The sequence below is a fragment of the Rickettsiales bacterium genome, assembly GCA_035765535.1.
Lineage (GTDB): Bacteria > Pseudomonadota > Alphaproteobacteria > Rickettsiales > JABCZZ01 > JABCZZ01.
This window is the reverse complement of record DASTXE010000005.1, coordinates 196,176-213,726: the sequence shown is the minus strand read 5'-3', so window position 1 is coordinate 213,726 and position 17,551 is coordinate 196,176. Positions and strand designations below refer to the sequence as shown.

Below are 17,551 nucleotides of genomic sequence, written 5' to 3'. Positions count from 1 at the left end.
GTAACTTCATGGATAAAAAACAGGGAAGTTTTCCCCTATTTGGGCCTTAAAAAACACTGGCACCAAAAATAAAGCAATATAATGTAAAAAATACAGAAGCTTATTCTTTGATGGTTATTGAAACAAAAGAGTCACAAAAATAAGCAAATCTGCCATTTATTTGCTCAGACAAAATATATTTTTCTAAAACTGTCCTGTAATGGAGAAAAACAATCTTGGATTGTGTCCCGTGCGTGGGCTATTAGCAGTAACATCACGCGTCAATGGCTGAGCGGCGGTAAAAGTTCCGGAAACATGATAATCCGTTGCAAAACGTAAGCCAACACCAGCGGAAGCGCCGGACATGCTGCCCCCGGCCGTATCGATATTCCATACCTTGCCTACGTCATAAAAAACAAAAGGTTGCGTTACAATGCCTATGGCAGCAGGAATACCGTTATAACGTAACTCCACTGAACCGGCGATACCGTCATCCCCGATAATTTCTGAAGGGTCGTAAGCCCTGCCGAAACTCTGCCCGCCATAGCCGAATTCTTCCGAGCTAAGCAAAGGATTATTTGTTACCTGACCATGGAATGCGATGTATCCCTGAAAGGAATGGGTAAGATCCTGCAGACGGTTCGCCGTAATATCCAGTTTGGTGAATTCAGTCTTCCCTTCCGCGCGCGATATATTGGGCGAGCCAGGATGGGAAGCACCAAGCAGATCAAGCCCTTGTACGATTTCCGTATCCAGCATGTTATTCCCATGCCAGCTGTCAGAACGGTTATAAACGGCTGAAGCCTTTAACTCCCTTATATTATCGTCATAAAATGGACTTCCGAGAATATTGCTACGGACGTTTTTAACCGCAAAGCCACCGCCGAATGTCAGATTTTCCTCGCGCTGACGGATGGGCTTCCAGAATAGCGAAGCACCTGCATCGGTAGAAACGTTATGAATATTAAAGGATTCCAGGCGATAAGCCGGATCAGCCGTGCCATGGCCGCCGGAAAGCGCAAGCGATAATCCTTCTGCTGCGAGTGGCATGATATACTGCCCTGAAATATAACGCAATTCCGAGAAAGGAAGACTGCCGATCCCGGCAATAGTCAGCAGGTCATAGGGCAGTAGCAGATTGCCTTTGCTGAGATTAACAGTGCCTTCCACAGGCCCTAAATAGCGGGAGCCGTAATTATCGATCGTCGCGGAATAACTCCCCGGCTTTTCTTCAAAAACCAGTCTTATGGCTACGGTTCCGGGAGCGGCATCCCCCGTGGAGACAGGTTCGAGCACCGCACGGACATTCACCCCGCCCAGATCGTTAAGTAGCAATACCTCACGTTCCAGCACGCGCGCATTCAGCGGATGCATGGACTGTATACGGCTAATTATGCCTTGCGTAACGTTAGTTGCACTGTAATGCCCTTGGGTATGAACTTCCCCGACACTGCCTTCCACAACCGTGATTGTGATAATACCATTTTTGATCTGCTGGGCGGGAATAATAGCACGTGACAGCACATAACCGTCATGACGGTAACGCTGGGTAATAGCGGCTGCGACCTGATAAATATCGCTCAGGCTTACTTTCTTACCTTCTAAATCTTTGTATAAAGGTTTAAATTCCTCAGACGGATAGGCAGTGATGCCATTGAGTTGAATACCTTCCAGCACAAAGCGGATATTTTCCGCTCCGGCGGGCATCTTCAGGTCAGGTGAGGCCGGAGTAGCAGGCACAGTTGTTGTTCCAAGCTCAGGCACCGGTAGACGATTCATGTTGAAGCGCTCCTGAACCCTTCCAGCATCTGCGGGGCCCGGAATCACCTGGGCTGCGGCTGAATAGCCTGTACACAGGCATAGCGCAAAGGAAGCCACCTGAAGAGGTCTGACCGCGGATATATATTTTCCAGCTATTTTCATAGTCTTATCCGTCAAGAAGTCCCAATACGCTTCAAACGTGCAGGAATGCAACCCGCACTCTCTTAGTATAAGAAAAAGCTTAATAAATGATGAAGATAGCAGTATTAATGCCTCTGAAGGCATATTAGTTGAGTACCCGTGGCAAAATAGCTACAGAAGAGCCTGCCGGATAAGCAGGCAGGCATCGCCATAAGAATAAAAGCGATATTTCCGATCGATTGCATGACGATAAGCAGCCTGCATCGTATCGAGGCCGCAGAAGGCGCTGACCAGCATGAATAAAGTAGAACAGGGAAGGTGGAAATTTGTCATCAGCACATCCACAGCCTTAAACCTGTATCCGGGGGTAATAAATATATCTGTTTCCCCGGCAAAAGCGCCTAGGGTTCCATCTGCCTTAGCGGCTGATTCCAGAACACGCAGGGAAGTGGTTCCCACGGCAATAATACGCCTGCCTTCTTGTCTGGCCTGATTGAGAAGCGAAGCTGTTTCTGCTGAAATCTCAGCATATTCGCTATGCATGATATGGCCTTGCGTGTCGTCACTTTTAACCGGAAGGAATGTGCCCCCGCCGACATGCAACGTCACATAAGCTTTCGCAACGCCCTTTTCTTCCAGTTTCTTGAAGAGCCTGTCCGTGAAATGCAAACCCGCCGTCGGTGCGGCAACGGCTCCCTCTTTCTGTGCATAAATAGTCTGGTAGTCCTGCTTATCGGATGCCTGCCCCGCCCGCTTCATATAAGGCGGGAGCGGCATCGTGCCGTAACGCTCTAGGCTGGTGTAGAGATTTTCGCTCTCAAACAGCATATCCACTTCGCCGCTTTCATATTTTTCCAGAACCCGGGCAGAAAAATCCTCTGCAAACAGGATATTATCCCCTACCCTCAGACGCTTTCCGGGTTTTGCAAACACACGCCAGCTATTACCGCCCATATGTTTATGGAGCGTCACCTCAATATTTGCCTCGCCACGCTTTCCATAAAGCCGTGCAGGAATCACTTTGGTGTTGTTGAAGACCATAATGTTGCCCGGCTGAAGAAAATCCGGCAACTCCAGAACACTGGAATCCTGAAAAGCCTGATGGTTCACCACCAGCATGCGCGCACTATCGCGCGGCGAAACCGGTTCGGTGGCAATACGTTCAGGTGGCAGTTCAAAATCGAATAAGGCAGTCTTCATGGCGGCGCATGGTAATGCCAAATCCCCCATAATCAAATGAAATCATATATTTCAAAATAAGACAAACTGTCATCATCCGGTCACAATAGAATGATATAATAACATGGTCTATTCCCTTGAAATCAGCTGCGCCTCACGGCCATGCCTCATTGGAATTGCGTCTGCCCACTCCTAATTCTGGAGAAAGACCGGACACTACTACCCTTTACAGCCAGGGCAACTGTACAAGTACGGGAAGGACCAAATTTCCCTATGGAGCACACCAACTGGTGGCGACAGCTCCTGGCGGTCTTCGCCAGCGCGCTGCTCGTTGTCGGCGCCATCTTCGGCGGCGTCATCCTCGACAGCAACCTGCACTCCGACAACGGCACCGTCATCGTGTTGCCCGACCCCGGCCCGCAGATCGTCACGGTCGACAACACCCCCTACACGTTCGTGCAGGGTGGCAACGCCTACTTCGACGCGAACGGCCCCGTGGTCGACGTCTACTTCACCACCTACGTGGGGAACGTGGCTTACAACGGCCGTATCTTCGCCAAGTTCGCGCCCAACAAGCACGGACGCGGCTCGCACCCGGAGATCATCGTCACCGGGAACACGTCGAATCTCGTCGAGACCTGGTCCGACAACAACGGCCTGCCCGTGCTGGACATCCACTACGTCCACCCGGGATCGCTGTACGACACGGGGTTCGTGGTCGAGTTCAACGCGCAGTACCGCTACGACTTGGGAGGGCTCTACGCCTACCCCGAGTTCGGAAGCTACGACTGGTCGTCGATGAGCGGCTGCGAGGTCGCCGGCAACACTCACCACTTCTTCGCGGATGGCGGTGACGGGCTGACCTGGTACGGCTTCAACGCGCTCACGCAGATGGCCACCGTCGACGCCTGGTACGGCGCATCCTCGCCGGAGGTTTCGGTGAACGGCGGCATCGTTCGTCTGGCCGACCTCGGCTTCCGCGCCGGTCAGCCGTTCGCGGAGGTCCGCTACGGCGACAGGAAGTGGTTCAACGCCGGGTTCAACAGCCGGGGACCTGTCATGGTGGGAGCTCCCCACAAGGACATCGCCACCTGCTGACCTGACCCGATCCTGACCGTCTGACGGCGGCCCGGCGGCGCTCCAAGCACAGTTCGCGAGAAATCGTGGACATGAGCTTCGGAGCGTCGCCGGCGTCGTGGAACCATCTTCCCCGTAAAATTTCAATCCCTCTGTAATCAAATCGTAATAACGCCGTGCTATAATAGCATGGTCTATTCCCTTGAAATCAGCTGGCCTCACGGTCATGCCTCATTGGAATTGTGTCTGCCCGCTCCTGACGTTGGAGAAAGACCGGACATGTTTTACTTCTTTGCGACTTAGGGCAAGTTGCACTGTGCAGTACGAGAAGGAGCCGTAAGTGTCTCAGCACCGTACTCGGATCGGATGGACCCCGCGACGCGCCGCCCTCACGGCGTTGGCGCTCATCGTGGCCGCCATCCCCACCGCGCTGTCCACCAGCAGCGCCCCCGCGGTCCACAGCGTCAGCGCCGGACTCCCCGCGGTCAGCGTCAACCAGCACGTCCTCACCGGCGGCGACACCATCCTCTCCCTGACCGGCACCACCGTGCAGAAGGAGGACGACACGCCGTCGACGTTCGTGACGTACGGCGACGCCTACTTCGGTAAGAACGGCCCCGAGCTGGTCATCCGCTTCACCACCCGCGTGGGGAAGCAGTTCAGCGACGGTGAGATCGACGCGAAGTTCAACGGTTCGCACCCCGTGATCGAGGTCAGCGGCGACACGAGCAACCTCGTCCTGAACCGGTCGTCCTACAAGGGCCTGCCCTACATGAACGTGAGCTACAAGTCCACGCAGGACTGGAACCTGGGCTTCTCGGTCGAGTTCGCGCCGGACTACGAGTACAAGGGGGGCAAGTACGCCTACCCCGTGTTCTACACGTACGACGGGAACTCGTTGGGCAAGAACTGCGAGATCGCCGGCCACACCACCCACTTCAAGGGGGCGTACGGCGACGTCGCCGACTGGTTCGGCTACAACGCCCTGCCCGAGGAGGCCGACATCAAGGCGTGGTACGGCAAGACCTCCCCGGAGGTCATGGTCGTCAGCGGTCCCACCCGTCTGTCGCAGATCGGTTTCATCGACGGGGAGCCCATGGCCTACGTCGACTTCGGCAAGGACGGCTGGATCGTGACGGGGTTCAACAACATCGACCAGACCCCGTTCATCCTGAACGCCCCGCAGAAGAGCAGCGCAAGTTCAAGCTGCTGAAGCACTGCCCGGTCTGATGCCCGGGTGACCTGAACGGCCCGGCGGCGCTCCAAGCAAACAGTTCGCGAGAAATCGCGGATATGAGCTTCGGAGCGTCGCCGGTGTCGTGGGAAATCTTCTTAGTTTTGAATTAGTAACCACCCCATCACAAAAATGTAATAAAACCATGTTATACTGGTATGGTCTATTCCTGTGCTTTTTGCCGGAATTGCGCCTGCCCGTTTCCTGTCATGATGGAGAAAAGGCCGGACATTTTTACCCCTCTGTGGCTTAGGGCAAGCCGCATTGTAAAGTACGAAGGAGTAGTGAACTGCTAATGTCACGACCCCGTGCTCGACACCGGAAGGAAACCTGGCTGAGCAGTCTGGGAAGGGGTACCGCAACCGCGAGTGCTGCCATCCTGCTGTTACTGCCTGCCATCCTCACCAGCAGTACCCCCGCGGTCTCCAGCGCTAGTTCCGGAGTTCCCGCGGTCGACGTCACCCCGCACACCACCAAACCCGTCCTCACCGGCGGCGACACGATCCTCGGCCTGCCGAACGCCGCGCAGAAGGAGACTCCCGCCACCACAACGTTCGTCGGTGGGGTCCATGTTGACTTCTTGCCCGGACCGATCAGCGACGAAAAGGCTGAGTTCGCCCCTGGCCCCGGGATGATGGTGAGTTTCCAGAACGTCACCGGCACCAAGGTCGACGGTGGCTACGTCTGGGCGCGATTCGTTCCGGGAAAGAACGGTACGGAACACCCCGCGGTCGACATTTTCGGCGACACCGCGAACATCGTTGCCACGCCGTTCAACGGAACCGACGGTCGTCTCCCGGGGCTCAGCGTTACGTACAAGCACGCTGACCCGGACGATTACGGCTTCGATGTCTACTTCGAGAAGCAGGGCCGCTACACCTACCCTGTCTTCACGAATCTGAACCTCTCGGCTCAGGGAAACTGCAAGGTCGCCGGCCACACCAGCACCTTCCGCCACTCGTGGGGCGGTGGAGTACAGTGGAACGGCTTCAACAGGCTCACTTCGGCCGGCAGCGCAACAGCCTGGTACTCAACCACTTCCCCCGAAGTGGAGGTGTATGTCGGGCCGGCGAGCCTGCAATACGCAGGATTCATGAGCGGAAAGCCGTTCGCGTGGTTCGGCGTTCCGCAGAGTAAGAACCCGATCTTCGTCGGGTTCTTCGGACAGCAGCCCGTCATCGTCGGAGCCCCCGAGGGCGGCGGCGCAACCTGCTGACCTGACGTTTGGGTGACCTGAACGGCCCGGCGGCGCTCCAAGCAACAGTTCGCGAGAAATCGCGGATATGAGCTTCGGAGCGTCGCCGGTGTCGTGGAGTACAAAATTCAAAAAATCAATATTAAGCAGAAACGGGAACTATCCGTTCAGCAATTTTTCCACATCTTCAGGAGAGAGATTTTGTTCTGGCGTGACAGGCGGTTCAGCCTGCGGTTCCGCAGCTGCTGTTTCAGGCGCAGCTTGTGTGGTTTGCTCTGTGGGGGCGGGTTTTGCTGCCGGGGAAGCAGCCTTGGCGGCAGGAGCTGCTGGAATAATCTCGTCGAATCCGTCATTATGCACTTCCGTGCCTTTGGAATCCTGCGATGCTTCGACCGGCTCATCGTTCACGGCAACATTGAAGCTGCGCATGATTTTATCCAGATCGTCAGCCGAGATAACCGAATTGCGGAGTTTCTTCATCTGTTCAAGTTCGTCCGCTTCCGCTTTCAGAATATCCGCCAGCGAGTCCGACTGATCCTCAACCTTCTGCTCCGGCTTGAACTTGGTCTGGTCGACGATGATGGAGCGGGCATTGGCAAGCCGCTCGATTTTGAGCGCATGTTTCAGTCCCGAAAGTTTAAAGGCTTCATAAGCCGTGGTGGCTTCCACATATTTATATTCACCGTCAGGCAAAAGGATACGGTATTGATTGTTGCTGACAGGCACCATCTCGCGCCTGCGCATCGGTAACGGCTCTAACTGTGGTTCAATATGAATCATCTGGCGCCTTATACCTTATCCAAAACGCCCCCTTATCAATAAGGGCGAAATTGGAATATAACATAAAACGGCAGGTGGCTTCTCGTCTTTTTTAAGGATTCAAGCCATTTTGCCATAATATGTTACCTGCAAGATACAGGGAACCGCATATAAGTATAGTAAATGGGCCATTTTCTCGCGCAATGATACCCTCTATTCCTTCTTTCGCGCCAGCTACCGAGAAGCTTTCAATCCCGTGACTCCGCCCTATTTCAGCCAATTCCTGCGGGGTAAAACTATCAGGCTTTCCTTCGATCGTCATTGCCGACAGCGACCGTATATATGGCACGCATGGCGCGAGGAACTGTTTTGCATCCTTGGTTTTCAGCATTCCCCAGATCACATGCACCGGCTTTTTCTGCTGTTTCAGCCAGTGCGCCACCGCTTCGCCCGCACTCGCATTATGGCCGCCATCCAGCCAGAGTTCAGCGTCCCGGGGTAGCATTGCAGCCAGCTTTCCCTGTGTAAGCCGTTGAAGTCGAGCCTGCCACAAGGCATGCGTAATGCCTTGTGCAATATGGGCATCCGTTATCGTAAAGCCGGAAAGACAGTCTATACAGGCAATAGCGGTGGCCGCATTGTTGATCTGGTGTTTGCCGGGAAGATTCGGCAGCGGAAAATCCGCGGTGCGACGCGTCGAAATATAACGAAACCCATCTTCGCGAGGCTCCACCCGCCACTCCTTGCCGTAACGATACAGAGCCGCTTCTCGTTTTTCTGCTGCCTTCTCCAGCACTTCCAGCGCCTCCGGCACTTGCGGTCCCACCACGCATAGCACGCTTTGCTTAATAATCCCTGCTTTTTCTCCTGCAATCTCGGCAATCGTATTGCCTAAAAACTCGCTATGATCGATCGAAATGGGAGTAATAGCCGTCAATGCAGGTTTCTTGACGACATTCGTAGCATCCAGTCTCCCGCCAAGCCCCGTTTCCAGAAGCACGATATCGGAAGGCGTCTGTGCGAATGCAAGAAACGCGAGCGCTGTGCTGGCTTCAAAGAACGTCACCGGGTAATCTGCAGTAACCGCAAGCAACTCTTCCAGTAGTGAAAGCAGATATTCGTCGCTAATGTCTTCGTTGCCGAGTGTGATCTGCTCATTGAATTTTACAAGGTAAGGCGAAGTCAAGCGATTCACCTTATAGCCCGCAGCCTCCAGTATGGCCTTCATGTAAGCAAGCAGCGATCCTTTGCCGTTCGTGCCCGCGACATGCACAACGGGCGGCAGCTTATCCTGCGGATTACCGAGTGCGGCAAGCAGCGCCTCAATGCGGTTCAGCGAAAGATCGATCTCGGCAAGTCTTGGAGCGGCAAGCACCGCAAGCAGTTTTTCAATACGCGCGTCCGGATGCTTCATAACGCCTCGTTGATTTTCAGCATGGCATAATGGCTTTTTACATCATGAACACGCAGATAGTCCACCCCCTGCCTGACAAGATACTGCGAAATAATCAGTGTTTCCGGATCGCGCTGCGCGGCAGGCTTATCGGTAAACAGCGACAGGAAGGATTTGCGTGAATGTCCCCCCATGATCTCCACACCCAACGCTTTTAAGTGGCCGATATTTTTAATGAGCGAAAGTGACTGCTCCGCGTTTTTGCCAAAGCCGATGCCGGGGTCGATGATAATGTTTTTGCCGCACTGTCGGATCATATCCTCAGCCCAGTCATACACCACCTGCAACGCATCAGCATCCTGTGGCAGTGTAACCGCCGGATCGGCAGGAACGGAAAGCGAATGCGTGAGGATCAGGCGGATATTATGCTTGAGCGCCGTCTCCACAAGCTTTGCATTCCGCCCGCCGCTGACATCGTTGATGGCCAGCGAAGAAGGAGCCGCATCGCCAAATACGCGGATGCAACGGAGCGCCGTTTCTGCCTGCCGTGTATCCACACTGAAAAACGCTTTACCCGCACGTTCGCATATCGCTTCCATGATGGGCGCAAGCCGGTGCCATTCCTGTTCAGGCGAAAGCAGCACTGCGCCGGGCCTCGTGGATTCCGCGCCAACATCCACTCCCGCCGCGCCACAGGCAATGAGTTCATCTATCCGCTGTATGGCATGTTCGGCAGTATCGTAACGCCCGCCATCCGAGAAAGAATCCGGCGTCACGTTCAATATGCCGACAAGTTTTGTCATATCGTGAAAGAGGTTTTTTTCATGCTGGAAATAAGATTGCCCGCAAGCTGCTTCGCACTCATGCCGTGAAGCTCTCCGCGAACAGGGTAACGCCACTCAGGTGCAATATCCGCCACCGGAATCAGGGCGAAGTCGCGCTCCAGCATATATTGATGCGGAACGACGAGGTGCGGTTCGTGAATCACAGCATCGTCATACGCCAGAATGTCGATATCGATCTCGCGCGGTCCCCAGTGACCGGAAGGTTTGCGCCCAAGTTCCTTCTCAATCTGCTTGGCCCTTTCCAGAAACTCGTGCGCTGTCAGCTTTGTCTCCCCGCACACGGCCATATTCAGAAAGTCGATATCCCATTCCTTCGGCGCTTCATCCGGCAGCAGCGCACGCGATTCATAGATGGGCGAGCAGACAAGATTATCCACGATGCCGCCGAGCACACGCACCGCATCGCGTAAGTGCGCAAGCCGGTCGCCTTTATTCGATCCGAGTCCGAGTATGATCATAACTATTCAGGCACCACCCAGGAAAATGGCGGCAGGTCGGTATGGGAGAAACTTGCGCCGCCCAGCACGAACCCGACCGGTAGGCCGCATTTGGTAACAGTTACGCGAATCTTGATATCCTGTGCAAGCTCGCCGCGCGCGGTGTTATAGATTTCCGTGCAGAGATATTCGATCAGGCGGAATTCCTTGCTTTCACAAAGCTGTTGAATCTTACGGCTGAGCTTATCGTAACAGCTGTAATCGCCGTCATCGCTGCGGCACGCTTCGGTGAGTCCGGGGTAATAAAGCTTGATATCCACATCAACCGATTGCGCCAGCGCTCGCTCTTCTTTCTCATAGCCGAGCCTTACGGAAAGCCGCATTTTATTGATGGAAAGGCAACTCGTGTAGGAATTTGTCATACCCGCCACATGATGTTAAAAATTCCGCCCATTACTGCCACAAAGCCAAGGAAATGCAAGCGAAACAAGTCAATATACTGAAATAGAGACTATTTTCGAACTCTCAGGCCCATATCGGAACTGTCTGCCAGCTCCAGAATGATATGATCCACCTCTCCGTCGCCCATATCGAAGGCGAAAGGTTTGCAAGGCTCCGACTCACCCGTATGGATAGCCTTGCCCGTCTCGATCATATCCGGGCTTTTAAAGACCTGCTTACCGGCAGCATTCATCAGGAACGCATTCAGCTCCGGCAGCGCGCGTTTCTGCTGCGAATTATTGAGCACGCTGCATTCCAGCCGCACGCGCACCGTTCTTTCATCCAGCCTCATCTTGGAGATTTTCACATCCGTGAGCGCGAGCCCATCGGTGTCATACACGCCGAAGAGCTGGAACAGCATGCCGATGACAGGATTACTACGGATGATTTCCTTTCGGTGTGCGAAAGGATAAAGCGCAAGATTCAGCACCAGCAGAAACATGCACAGAGCCTTCAACGCTTTGACGCCAGCGCCGTTTGAATTCGCCGCCTGCTTCGGCACGGATTGCAGCACAGGAGCAGCGGCCCTGGGTCTGGGCATCGGCGGAAGATCGGGTTCCGAAAGCAGCGAAGCAAACATCGGCTGCTCGCGCGGCGGAGGTGTGCGGCGCACAGGCTCAGCTTCAGGCTCGGGCCTGAGCAACTCTTCTATTTCAGCAGCAGATGGCGCAGCGATTTCAGCTTCATCAGCACCGGCAGCTACGGGCGCCTCCGCGTGTTCAGTTTCATGCTTGTCGGGATTCTCCTCGAACCAGCTGTATTTGCAGTTCGCGCAACGGAACATCCTTCCGTTTTCCCCGAATGCGGCATCTGGAACCATATAGCTGGTGTGGCATTCGGGACAGCTTAAGATCATAACATTACCTGTGGATTTTTTCCGCTGGCTACTATAACTATGGTTATAGATTTAAGCGAGAGATTATTGATGTCAATCACCAGTGAACAAATTGTCCGTCTCGAAAAAGTCTCCATGGGCTACCTGAGCGGTCAGGAAGTGCTTCGTGACATTAGCCTCTCCATCAATCGCGGCGGTTTTTATTTTCTTTCCGGCGCATCCGGTGTCGGCAAATCCTCGCTCCTGAATGTCATTTCGCTCTGCGTGCGCCCGAGCCGCGGCAGCGTTCGCCTCTTCGGCACCGAGACTACGCGCCTGATGCGTGAGCAATTGCCCATGTTCCGCCGCCGCATCGGCACCGTGTTTCAGGATTACCGCCTGATCGAGCATCTCAACATCGAAGAAAATGTTGGCCTGCCGCTCAAGATTGCGGGCGAGCCGAAAGAGCAGATTAAAGAAAAGGTAGGTGAGCTGCTGGAATGGGTAGGCCTCGGCGCTTATCACAAAGCAAAGCCGGAAATCCTCTCCGGCGGCCAGAAACAGCGCGCCGCCATCGCCCGTGCGGTTGTCACACGGCCGGATATCCTGCTCGCGGATGAGCCGAGCGGCAATCTGGATTCCGCACTGCGCATGAAGTTCATGTATCTCTTCGAAACCCTCAATAAGAATGGCACGACCATCGTCTTCGCCACGCATGACGATCATCTGATCTCTATGTTCAATTACCCTGTGATGCGGTTGAAGGATGGAAAATTGACGGGTAATCATGAGTAAATACCTCTCAGTAGGCGTGGAGGAGTTCTATACGACGACCCCGCGCAGCGAGGGGGAAGCGTAAGCGGTGGGGGAGCATCCCCCACAGACAAGGAAAATATGGTTTTTCTCGAAGAGAATGAACAAATTCTTTACACAGGGCGCGCCAGCGTTATCGCCTATATAATTTCGCTGCTGACCTGGGTGATCGGCGGGTTCAGTGCCCTTCCCGCCTCGGAAATCACCGTGACGAACAAACGCCTGTACGGCAAACGCGGCCTGCTCTTCCGCCGCCCGTTCGATTTGCCCTTCTCCCAGATCGTCCATGTCTGGTTCAAGCAGGGGATGCTCGGCATGCTCTTTAATTACGGCACATTGATCATTGCCACACAGGACGAGCGTAAAATCCGCCTCAAAGCTATCTCCGACCCGAGCTTCGTAAAGCACACGATCGAGGAAGTCATCGAAGCCAAAACCCTCGGCCACACCCTGTCGGAATATACCAGCGACCGATTTTAGCTTATTGTTAACTGGAAGATATTGATAAGTAATATTTTTAGCGCTTCTTTAAGCGTAACTCTCAAGGCTTTATAAGAAAATTAACCAATTATATGCTAATATGGCAAGGTTCCCTGGAAGTAGAAACAGTGCAGCAATGCATATGTCTGCATTTCCAGTCGAGTACGTTTCGGCGTACTTATACTTGCTAACACAGGAGTATCGCAGCGAACACAACGACGTGTCTGTTGCGGGGAACTGTTATGCCAGCCTAACAAGCTGGTCCGTCTACCCACTGGAGGTAGTGAGATGAGTACGACACGCAGGCGCCACCGCGTTGCCGACAACGCTGACGTGGTGGAGTTCCGGGGCGTCGTCTTCCAGATCGACGTTCACACCTACGCCCCGCCGACGGTCAGCCCGCTGCCCGGCCTCCACATCATGGTGACCGAGCCCATCAGCGGTGAGACCGTCTACGACGAGCGCATCAGGTTCAGCGCGCTGGACCGCGACGAGCTGTTCATCGCGCTCGACGAGGTCGCCGGCCTCTACACGACCGAGCACTCCTCCGTCGTGCGGGCGTACACGAGGTACATCGAACGGGTTCTCAGCAACATCGAGAGCAGCAACCGTGAGTACCTCGACGGCATCCCGGACGACTGGAGCAGCAACCAGGAGTGGCTGGCTGTGCACGACCGGCGGCGTCAGGACTGATCGGGTCGCACATCTCAACCGGCGGCGCCGCGTCACCCCAGATGGGGAGGCACGGCGCCACCGGCGTGCGTTATTACGTTGTTCCCTCAGATTCCACCGCCAGATCATGTGTAACGCCATGCCCCGCAACGGAATTCCTTATTTTCATGATATTGTCGAAATTTGTCTACGGAACCTGTAGACAAACAAAATAGTTTACCCTATAAGGCTCTGCGCGCTCGCGAAATGCCCAGATAGCTCAGTTGGTAGAGCAAGGGACTGAAAATCCCTGTGTCGCTGGTTCGATTCCGGCTCTGGGCACCATTTTAATGCTTCTATGAAATAGCATGTCCTCTCCCGAAGAATACCAAGACCATATTATCCTGTATATAGATTTACTCGGATTCAAAGATGCCATTCGTAGCAATAAAGAGATAATCGATATAATTGAGGAGTTGCTTACAATTATAGCGGGCATAAAAAGAGAGTATCAAATTGAGGAAATTCCGGGAAATATGATAGAAATGAACCCGGCAATTAGCACCTTTTCTGATCATTTGGTCGTCTCTTATCCTATCGCACCTTTAAAGAAGCATAAGGTTCTGGATTGGGTAATTGTGGAATTTAGAAAGATTGTTGGTTCACTAATCATTCGAACTTTGCGTGATGGTTTTCTTCTACGAGGAAGTTTAACTCTTGGAAATATATACCACCATAAAGGCATTATTTTTGGTGAAGGACTTAATAGGGCATACGAAATGGAATCCAAGGTCGCAATCTATCCCCGAATAGTAGTATCAGATGATGTATTACCAATAGCCGCTCCAGCCGAAGCGTATGTAGGGAAAATGATAAAGGAAGACTTTGATGGGATTTTACACTTGGATTATCTAGACGATACACTAATACGATGCCCCTCTTGGTGGCGAGACTGGGTCATTAAGTTAACAACCCACAATATTGATAAATATAAAAAATCTGACGAATTAATTAAGTTAGCCAAATGGGGATGGTTTTCTCGTTATTTTAAAGAATCTACAGCTAGCTTTGATGAGATTGTCGAGCGTTGCAGAAAGGGAGCGATGACTATGGAAGAGGCTTTGGCTCTATCCCCAAAAGATTAGTTTCTACGTTCGGGACGTAGCGCTCTACCCCTTCACCACCGTAAGCATATTCGCATCGCGGGCGAGCTTCCACTTCCCGTCTACGTCTTTCTTAAAGAGTGTCAATGTATGACCGTTGCGGTGGATGGGGTCGCCATTGGGCGGGGTGACGGTCATGTCGATAAAGCTGCGCGCATAGGCCCAGTCGCCCAGCACTTCCAGTTCCAGTATTTCGCTCTTGCCGTCCATCTTCATGGATTTCATGCCCTGCGAAGCAGCGGCAAACGCTTCCTTGCCGAAAGGCTTCGCGCCCGGCACCATGAATACCACATCGTCCGTCATGAGGCTGAGCACGGTCTGAACATCGCCGGATTTGCTGGCTTCCATCCAGGTGGCCACCAGTTGCCGGATTGCAATCTCGTCCTGTTCCATATGCCACACCTAATATTGAAAAGCGGGGAGACCAATAAATGGTCGGAGTGAGAGGATTCGAACCTCCGGCCCCTACGTCCCGAACGTAGTGCTCTACCAGGCTGAGCTACACTCCGATGCCCCGCTGAAAAACCAGCGAGCGGTCTTAATAAGACCTTTGCGTACAAAAAGCAACTGTTTCCAGCAATGCTTCTTTTTCTTCTGAATCCGCGAATCGGGAAATGAGCTTTCTCGCGGTTTCACAATAGTTTTCCGCCACCGCGACCGAGCGCGTAATGGCATCATAACGGGCGATAAGATCGGTCGCATGCTCCAGATCGCCGTCATGGATATCCTGCTCTTCCATCGTGCGCTTCCAGAAGGTCCGCTCCTCAGCACTGCCATCCGTATAGGCGAGAATCACAGGCAGCGTCACTTTGCCGTCGCGAAAATCATCGCCCACGGCTTTGCCGAGCGTCTTTTCGTTCGCAGCGTAATCGAGCGCGTCATCCATGATCTGGAACGCAATGCCAAGGCACAGGCCGATTTCATTGAGCACGCCTTCCATCTGCGTCTGGCCGGAGACGACCGCGCCAAGCTCGCAGGCAGCGGCAAACAAAGCGGCAGTCTTGGAAGTGATGACTTCCAGATACTGCGCCTGCGTGGTTTCCATGTTATTGGCGGTCGTCAGCTGCATAACTTCCCCGCGGGAAATGATCGCCGAAGCGTCGGAAAGAATCTTGAGCGCCTTGAGCGAGCCGTCCGCCACCATGAGCTGGAACGCGCGGCTAAGCAGGAAATCCCCCACCAGAACGCTCGCCTTATTGCCCCAGAGTTCATTGGCGGTGGCTTTGCCGCGGCGCATTTTGCTTTCATCCACCACATCGTCATGCAGCAGGGTGGCCGTGTGAATGAGTTCGATGCTGGCTGCCAGCTGGGAATGGCGTTCTCCGCTGCGATAGCCGCAGAGGCGGGCCGAAAGCAGCGTGAGCGACGGGCGCAGGCGCTTGCCGCCGGAAGCGATAATATGCTGGGCAACCGCCGGAATCAGCGGAACATCTTCCCCCAAATTACTCGTAATGATGGCATTGACGCGTGCAAGGTCTTCGCGCACGAGCGCGTGCAGGCGGTTCAGCGTGGGTTTATGCGTTAGGGCGGTATCCATTGAAAACGGTTTCTAGCAAGTTGCCATCCCGCTGTCTATCTATATTAACGATTCTTATACATATATTCGTCCGCCAGCCTTTTGCCCTCCGGATCGCCCACATTCAGCAGCGCCCCGTTATGGACCAGACCCCTGATGCGCGGCGGCACAGACTGCATTGCCTGATTATAAAGCAGGTTGATGGAAAACTTGCCTTCCGGGCAGCCCACGAACATGCGCGGATGCAGAAGCTGGATGCCGGTGTAAATATAAGGAGCCTCTCCCTCCGGCGTGCGGCGCGTGAGATTACCCTGCCCGTCCGCAAAGAAATCCCCTTTGCCCTCATAGCCGGGCGCGTCTTTCGTCGGATGCAGCAGCAGTAATGCATCCAGCGAATTATCCCACATCTCACTCATGCGCTGGATGGCGGAAGCGCCTTGGTCGATCCAGATCACATCGCTATTGACGGTAAAGAACGGCTTATCATCAAAGAAATGCAGCGCCTTGGCGATGCCTCCACCGGTTTCCAGCGGCGCGTCCTCATAGGAAAACAGCAGTTCCGCCGAGTATCTGCCTTTCAGATACTGCACGATCTTATCCGCCATGTACGAGACATTGACGACGATCTTCTCTATCCCCTCGCGCTCAAGTCCTTCAATCGCATAGTCAATCAAAGGCTTTCCGGCCACTTCCACCAAGGGTTTGGGCAAGCTATCGGTCAGCGGCCGCATACGCGTTCCGAGTCCCGCTGCGAGTATCATAGCCTGTTTTGGAGCAGAATTGGTCATTGCCTGTGCCGTTTTGTAATAATGCTATAAGGATATATGGATTCTGTATAAAAAAATCATTAAGAGATATTAACAAAACAATCGGAAATTGTGCCGAAAGCGCCGTATTGCGCTTGACTTTCTAAGATTTTGCAATATAGAAGTCAACTCTCAGTTACAACTTAGGGTCTATGCGTTTATGATGAAGAACACCATCAGGAAGAGTATTGTCACCTCCGTTGCCGCTTTGTTCGGCGTATCGTTATTTGCTGCCGGTACTGCTCAGGCCGCCGGTGAAGGGGATCTGATCGGCCGCATCCGTTATGTGGAAGTGCTGCCGTCGGACGAAGGGGTAGATGCAAGCAACGAACTTATGCCTATCCTCGAGCATAATGCCGGTGTGGATATCGACGCGGATTACTATCTCTCCCCGAATATTTCTTCGGAATTGTCACTGCTGGTTTCGTCGCATAACGTGAAGTCCAACCAGAACGGCTCCAATATGGGCAAAGTCTGGCTTGCTTCACCGTCTCTGACGCTGAAATACCATTTCTTTTCAGATAAAATCATTCGTCCCTATGTCGGCGCCGGTGTGAACTACACGCGCTTCTTCGGCACCGACAGTGCAAACGGCAACTCGCTGGGCTATAGCTCCAGCATCGCTCCTGTTATTCAGCTCGGTGCGGATTTGCAGTTTAACAAGGCCTGGTCGCTGAACCTGGACTTCAAACGTATCTATATGCGTTCGGAAGTCAGTAATAACAACGGTACGGATCATAAAGATACGATCGACCCTTATACGGTCGGTGTCGGTGTCGGCTATAAGTTCTGATCCGGGACAGCTGA

At 53.5% G+C, this 17,551-nt stretch carries 19 protein-coding genes and 2 tRNA genes; 9 read left to right on the top strand and 12 right to left on the bottom strand.

The window, feature by feature from the left end; all coding sequences use genetic code 11:
- Window positions 1-183 precede the first annotated feature (183 nt).
- Together VFT64_08575 and queA are read right to left on the bottom strand one after the other, a co-directional pair.
- Complete coding sequence (locus VFT64_08575) at window positions 184-1,758, bottom strand: ShlB/FhaC/HecB family hemolysin secretion/activation protein (GenBank protein ID HEU5047881.1); 1,575 nt, start codon at window positions 1,756-1,758, stop codon at window positions 184-186.
- Between the two features lie 294 nt (window positions 1,759-2,052).
- Window positions 2,053-3,081 (bottom strand): tRNA preQ1(34) S-adenosylmethionine ribosyltransferase-isomerase QueA, encoded by a 1,029-nt coding sequence (queA, locus tag VFT64_08570; protein HEU5047880.1) that lies wholly within the window; start codon window positions 3,079-3,081, stop codon window positions 2,053-2,055.
- A gap of 252 nt (window positions 3,082-3,333) precedes the next feature.
- Between queA and VFT64_08565 the strand changes: the two genes are divergently transcribed.
- From VFT64_08565 to VFT64_08555, 3 genes are all read left to right on the top strand, one after another.
- On the top strand, window positions 3,334-4,158 hold the full coding sequence (locus VFT64_08565; protein HEU5047879.1) for a hypothetical protein: 825 nt from the start codon (window positions 3,334-3,336) through the stop codon (window positions 4,156-4,158).
- Between the two features lie 319 nt (window positions 4,159-4,477).
- Entirely contained in the window at window positions 4,478-5,350 is an 873-nt protein-coding gene (locus tag VFT64_08560; GenBank protein ID HEU5047878.1) for a hypothetical protein, read from the top strand.
- A 316-nt stretch (window positions 5,351-5,666) separates the two neighbouring features.
- Entirely contained in the window at window positions 5,667-6,587 is a 921-nt protein-coding gene (locus VFT64_08555) for a hypothetical protein (GenBank protein ID HEU5047877.1), read from the top strand.
- Window positions 6,588-6,725: 138 nt separating this feature from the next.
- Here the strand turns inward: VFT64_08555 and VFT64_08550 are convergent, their stop codons facing one another.
- The 6 genes from VFT64_08550 to VFT64_08525 form a co-directional block, all read right to left on the bottom strand.
- A complete protein-coding gene (locus VFT64_08550; protein HEU5047876.1) occupies window positions 6,726-7,346 on the bottom strand; it encodes a hypothetical protein in 621 nt (206 codons plus the stop codon).
- Between the two features lie 91 nt (window positions 7,347-7,437).
- Window positions 7,438-8,739, bottom strand: a complete 1,302-nt coding sequence (locus tag VFT64_08545) for a folylpolyglutamate synthase/dihydrofolate synthase family protein (GenBank protein ID HEU5047875.1) — start codon at window positions 8,737-8,739, stop codon at window positions 7,438-7,440.
- Window positions 8,736-9,521 (bottom strand): dihydropteroate synthase, encoded by a 786-nt coding sequence (gene folP / locus VFT64_08540; GenBank protein ID HEU5047874.1) that lies wholly within the window; start codon window positions 9,519-9,521, stop codon window positions 8,736-8,738. The genes VFT64_08545 and folP overlap by 4 nt, the downstream gene beginning before the upstream one ends.
- Window positions 9,518-10,021: a 2-amino-4-hydroxy-6-hydroxymethyldihydropteridine diphosphokinase gene (folK, locus tag VFT64_08535; protein HEU5047873.1), complete on the bottom strand. Its 504-nt coding sequence runs from the start codon at window positions 10,019-10,021 to the stop codon at window positions 9,518-9,520. The genes folP and folK overlap by 4 nt, the downstream gene beginning before the upstream one ends.
- Window positions 10,022-10,023: 2 nt before the next feature.
- On the bottom strand, window positions 10,024-10,422 hold the full coding sequence (locus tag VFT64_08530; protein HEU5047872.1) for a dihydroneopterin aldolase: 399 nt from the start codon (window positions 10,420-10,422) through the stop codon (window positions 10,024-10,026).
- An 89-nt stretch (window positions 10,423-10,511) separates the two neighbouring features.
- Window positions 10,512-11,357, bottom strand: a complete 846-nt coding sequence (locus tag VFT64_08525) for a zinc-ribbon domain-containing protein (protein HEU5047871.1) — start codon at window positions 11,355-11,357, stop codon at window positions 10,512-10,514.
- A 69-nt stretch (window positions 11,358-11,426) separates the two neighbouring features.
- Here VFT64_08525 and VFT64_08520 point away from each other — a divergent pair, with 69 nt between their 5' ends.
- The 5 genes from VFT64_08520 to VFT64_08500 all read left to right on the top strand — a co-directional run bounded on the left by VFT64_08520 (window position 11,427) and on the right by VFT64_08500 (window position 14,404).
- Window positions 11,427-12,110: an ATP-binding cassette domain-containing protein gene (locus VFT64_08520; protein ID HEU5047870.1), complete on the top strand. Its 684-nt coding sequence runs from the start codon at window positions 11,427-11,429 to the stop codon at window positions 12,108-12,110.
- Between the two features lie 99 nt (window positions 12,111-12,209).
- Window positions 12,210-12,608, top strand: a complete 399-nt coding sequence (locus VFT64_08515; protein ID HEU5047869.1) for a PH domain-containing protein — start codon at window positions 12,210-12,212, stop codon at window positions 12,606-12,608.
- A 288-nt stretch (window positions 12,609-12,896) separates the two neighbouring features.
- A complete protein-coding gene (locus tag VFT64_08510; protein ID HEU5047868.1) occupies window positions 12,897-13,301 on the top strand; it encodes a hypothetical protein in 405 nt (134 codons plus the stop codon).
- A 227-nt stretch (window positions 13,302-13,528) separates the two neighbouring features.
- A tRNA-Phe gene (locus tag VFT64_08505) sits at window positions 13,529-13,604 on the top strand.
- Window positions 13,605-13,627: 23 nt separating this feature from the next.
- Complete coding sequence (locus VFT64_08500) at window positions 13,628-14,404, top strand: hypothetical protein (protein HEU5047867.1); 777 nt, start codon at window positions 13,628-13,630, stop codon at window positions 14,402-14,404.
- A gap of 24 nt (window positions 14,405-14,428) precedes the next feature.
- Here the strand turns inward: VFT64_08500 and VFT64_08495 are convergent, their stop codons facing one another.
- The 4 genes from VFT64_08495 to VFT64_08480 all read right to left on the bottom strand — a co-directional run bounded on the left by VFT64_08495 (window position 14,429) and on the right by VFT64_08480 (window position 16,726).
- Window positions 14,429-14,815, bottom strand: a complete 387-nt coding sequence (locus tag VFT64_08495; GenBank protein HEU5047866.1) for an SgcJ/EcaC family oxidoreductase — start codon at window positions 14,813-14,815, stop codon at window positions 14,429-14,431.
- Between the two features lie 39 nt (window positions 14,816-14,854).
- Window positions 14,855-14,931: transfer RNA gene (locus tag VFT64_08490), tRNA-Pro, on the bottom strand.
- Window positions 14,932-14,960: 29 nt separating this feature from the next.
- Window positions 14,961-15,959 carry a polyprenyl synthetase family protein gene (locus tag VFT64_08485; protein HEU5047865.1) on the bottom strand — a complete coding sequence of 333 codons (999 nt, stop codon included), beginning with the start codon at window positions 15,957-15,959 and terminating at the stop codon, window positions 14,961-14,963.
- A 44-nt stretch (window positions 15,960-16,003) separates the two neighbouring features.
- On the bottom strand, window positions 16,004-16,726 hold the full coding sequence (locus VFT64_08480) for a nucleotidyltransferase family protein (protein HEU5047864.1): 723 nt from the start codon (window positions 16,724-16,726) through the stop codon (window positions 16,004-16,006).
- A 178-nt stretch (window positions 16,727-16,904) separates the two neighbouring features.
- Here VFT64_08480 and VFT64_08475 point away from each other — a divergent pair, with 178 nt between their 5' ends.
- Window positions 16,905-17,537: an OmpW family outer membrane protein gene (locus VFT64_08475; protein ID HEU5047863.1), complete on the top strand. Its 633-nt coding sequence runs from the start codon at window positions 16,905-16,907 to the stop codon at window positions 17,535-17,537.
- Window positions 17,538-17,551: the final 14 nt, after the last annotated feature.

Excerpts from the sequence above, each read along its gene's own strand:
- VFT64_08575 (HEU5047881.1), bottom strand. The coding sequence starts at position 1,758 with ATGAATCGTCTACCGGTGCCTGAGCTTGGAACAACAACTGTGCCTGCT.
- queA (HEU5047880.1), bottom strand. The coding sequence starts at position 3,081 with ATGAAGACTGCCTTATTCGATTTTGAACTGCCACCTGAACGTATTGCC.
- VFT64_08565 (HEU5047879.1), top strand. The coding sequence starts at position 3,334 with ATGGAGCACACCAACTGGTGGCGACAGCTCCTGGCGGTCTTCGCCAGC.
- VFT64_08555 (HEU5047877.1), top strand. The coding sequence starts at position 5,667 with ATGTCACGACCCCGTGCTCGACACCGGAAGGAAACCTGGCTGAGCAGT.
- VFT64_08550 (HEU5047876.1), bottom strand. The coding sequence starts at position 7,346 with ATGATTCATATTGAACCACAGTTAGAGCCGTTACCGATGCGCAGGCGC.
- VFT64_08545 (HEU5047875.1), bottom strand. The coding sequence starts at position 8,739 with ATGAAGCATCCGGACGCGCGTATTGAAAAACTGCTTGCGGTGCTTGCC.
- folP (HEU5047874.1), bottom strand. The coding sequence starts at position 9,521 with ATGACAAAACTTGTCGGCATATTGAACGTGACGCCGGATTCTTTCTCG.
- folK (HEU5047873.1), bottom strand. The coding sequence starts at position 10,021 with ATGATCATACTCGGACTCGGATCGAATAAAGGCGACCGGCTTGCGCAC.
- VFT64_08530 (HEU5047872.1), bottom strand. The coding sequence starts at position 10,422 with ATGACAAATTCCTACACGAGTTGCCTTTCCATCAATAAAATGCGGCTT.
- VFT64_08525 (HEU5047871.1), bottom strand. The coding sequence starts at position 11,357 with ATGATCTTAAGCTGTCCCGAATGCCACACCAGCTATATGGTTCCAGAT.
- VFT64_08520 (HEU5047870.1), top strand. The coding sequence starts at position 11,427 with ATGTCAATCACCAGTGAACAAATTGTCCGTCTCGAAAAAGTCTCCATG.
- VFT64_08515 (HEU5047869.1), top strand. The coding sequence starts at position 12,210 with ATGGTTTTTCTCGAAGAGAATGAACAAATTCTTTACACAGGGCGCGCC.
- VFT64_08510 (HEU5047868.1), top strand. The coding sequence starts at position 12,897 with ATGAGTACGACACGCAGGCGCCACCGCGTTGCCGACAACGCTGACGTG.
- VFT64_08500 (HEU5047867.1), top strand. The coding sequence starts at position 13,628 with ATGTCCTCTCCCGAAGAATACCAAGACCATATTATCCTGTATATAGAT.
- VFT64_08495 (HEU5047866.1), bottom strand. The coding sequence starts at position 14,815 with ATGGAACAGGACGAGATTGCAATCCGGCAACTGGTGGCCACCTGGATG.
- VFT64_08485 (HEU5047865.1), bottom strand. The coding sequence starts at position 15,959 with ATGGATACCGCCCTAACGCATAAACCCACGCTGAACCGCCTGCACGCG.
- VFT64_08480 (HEU5047864.1), bottom strand. The coding sequence starts at position 16,726 with ATGACCAATTCTGCTCCAAAACAGGCTATGATACTCGCAGCGGGACTC.
- VFT64_08475 (HEU5047863.1), top strand. The coding sequence starts at position 16,905 with ATGATGAAGAACACCATCAGGAAGAGTATTGTCACCTCCGTTGCCGCT.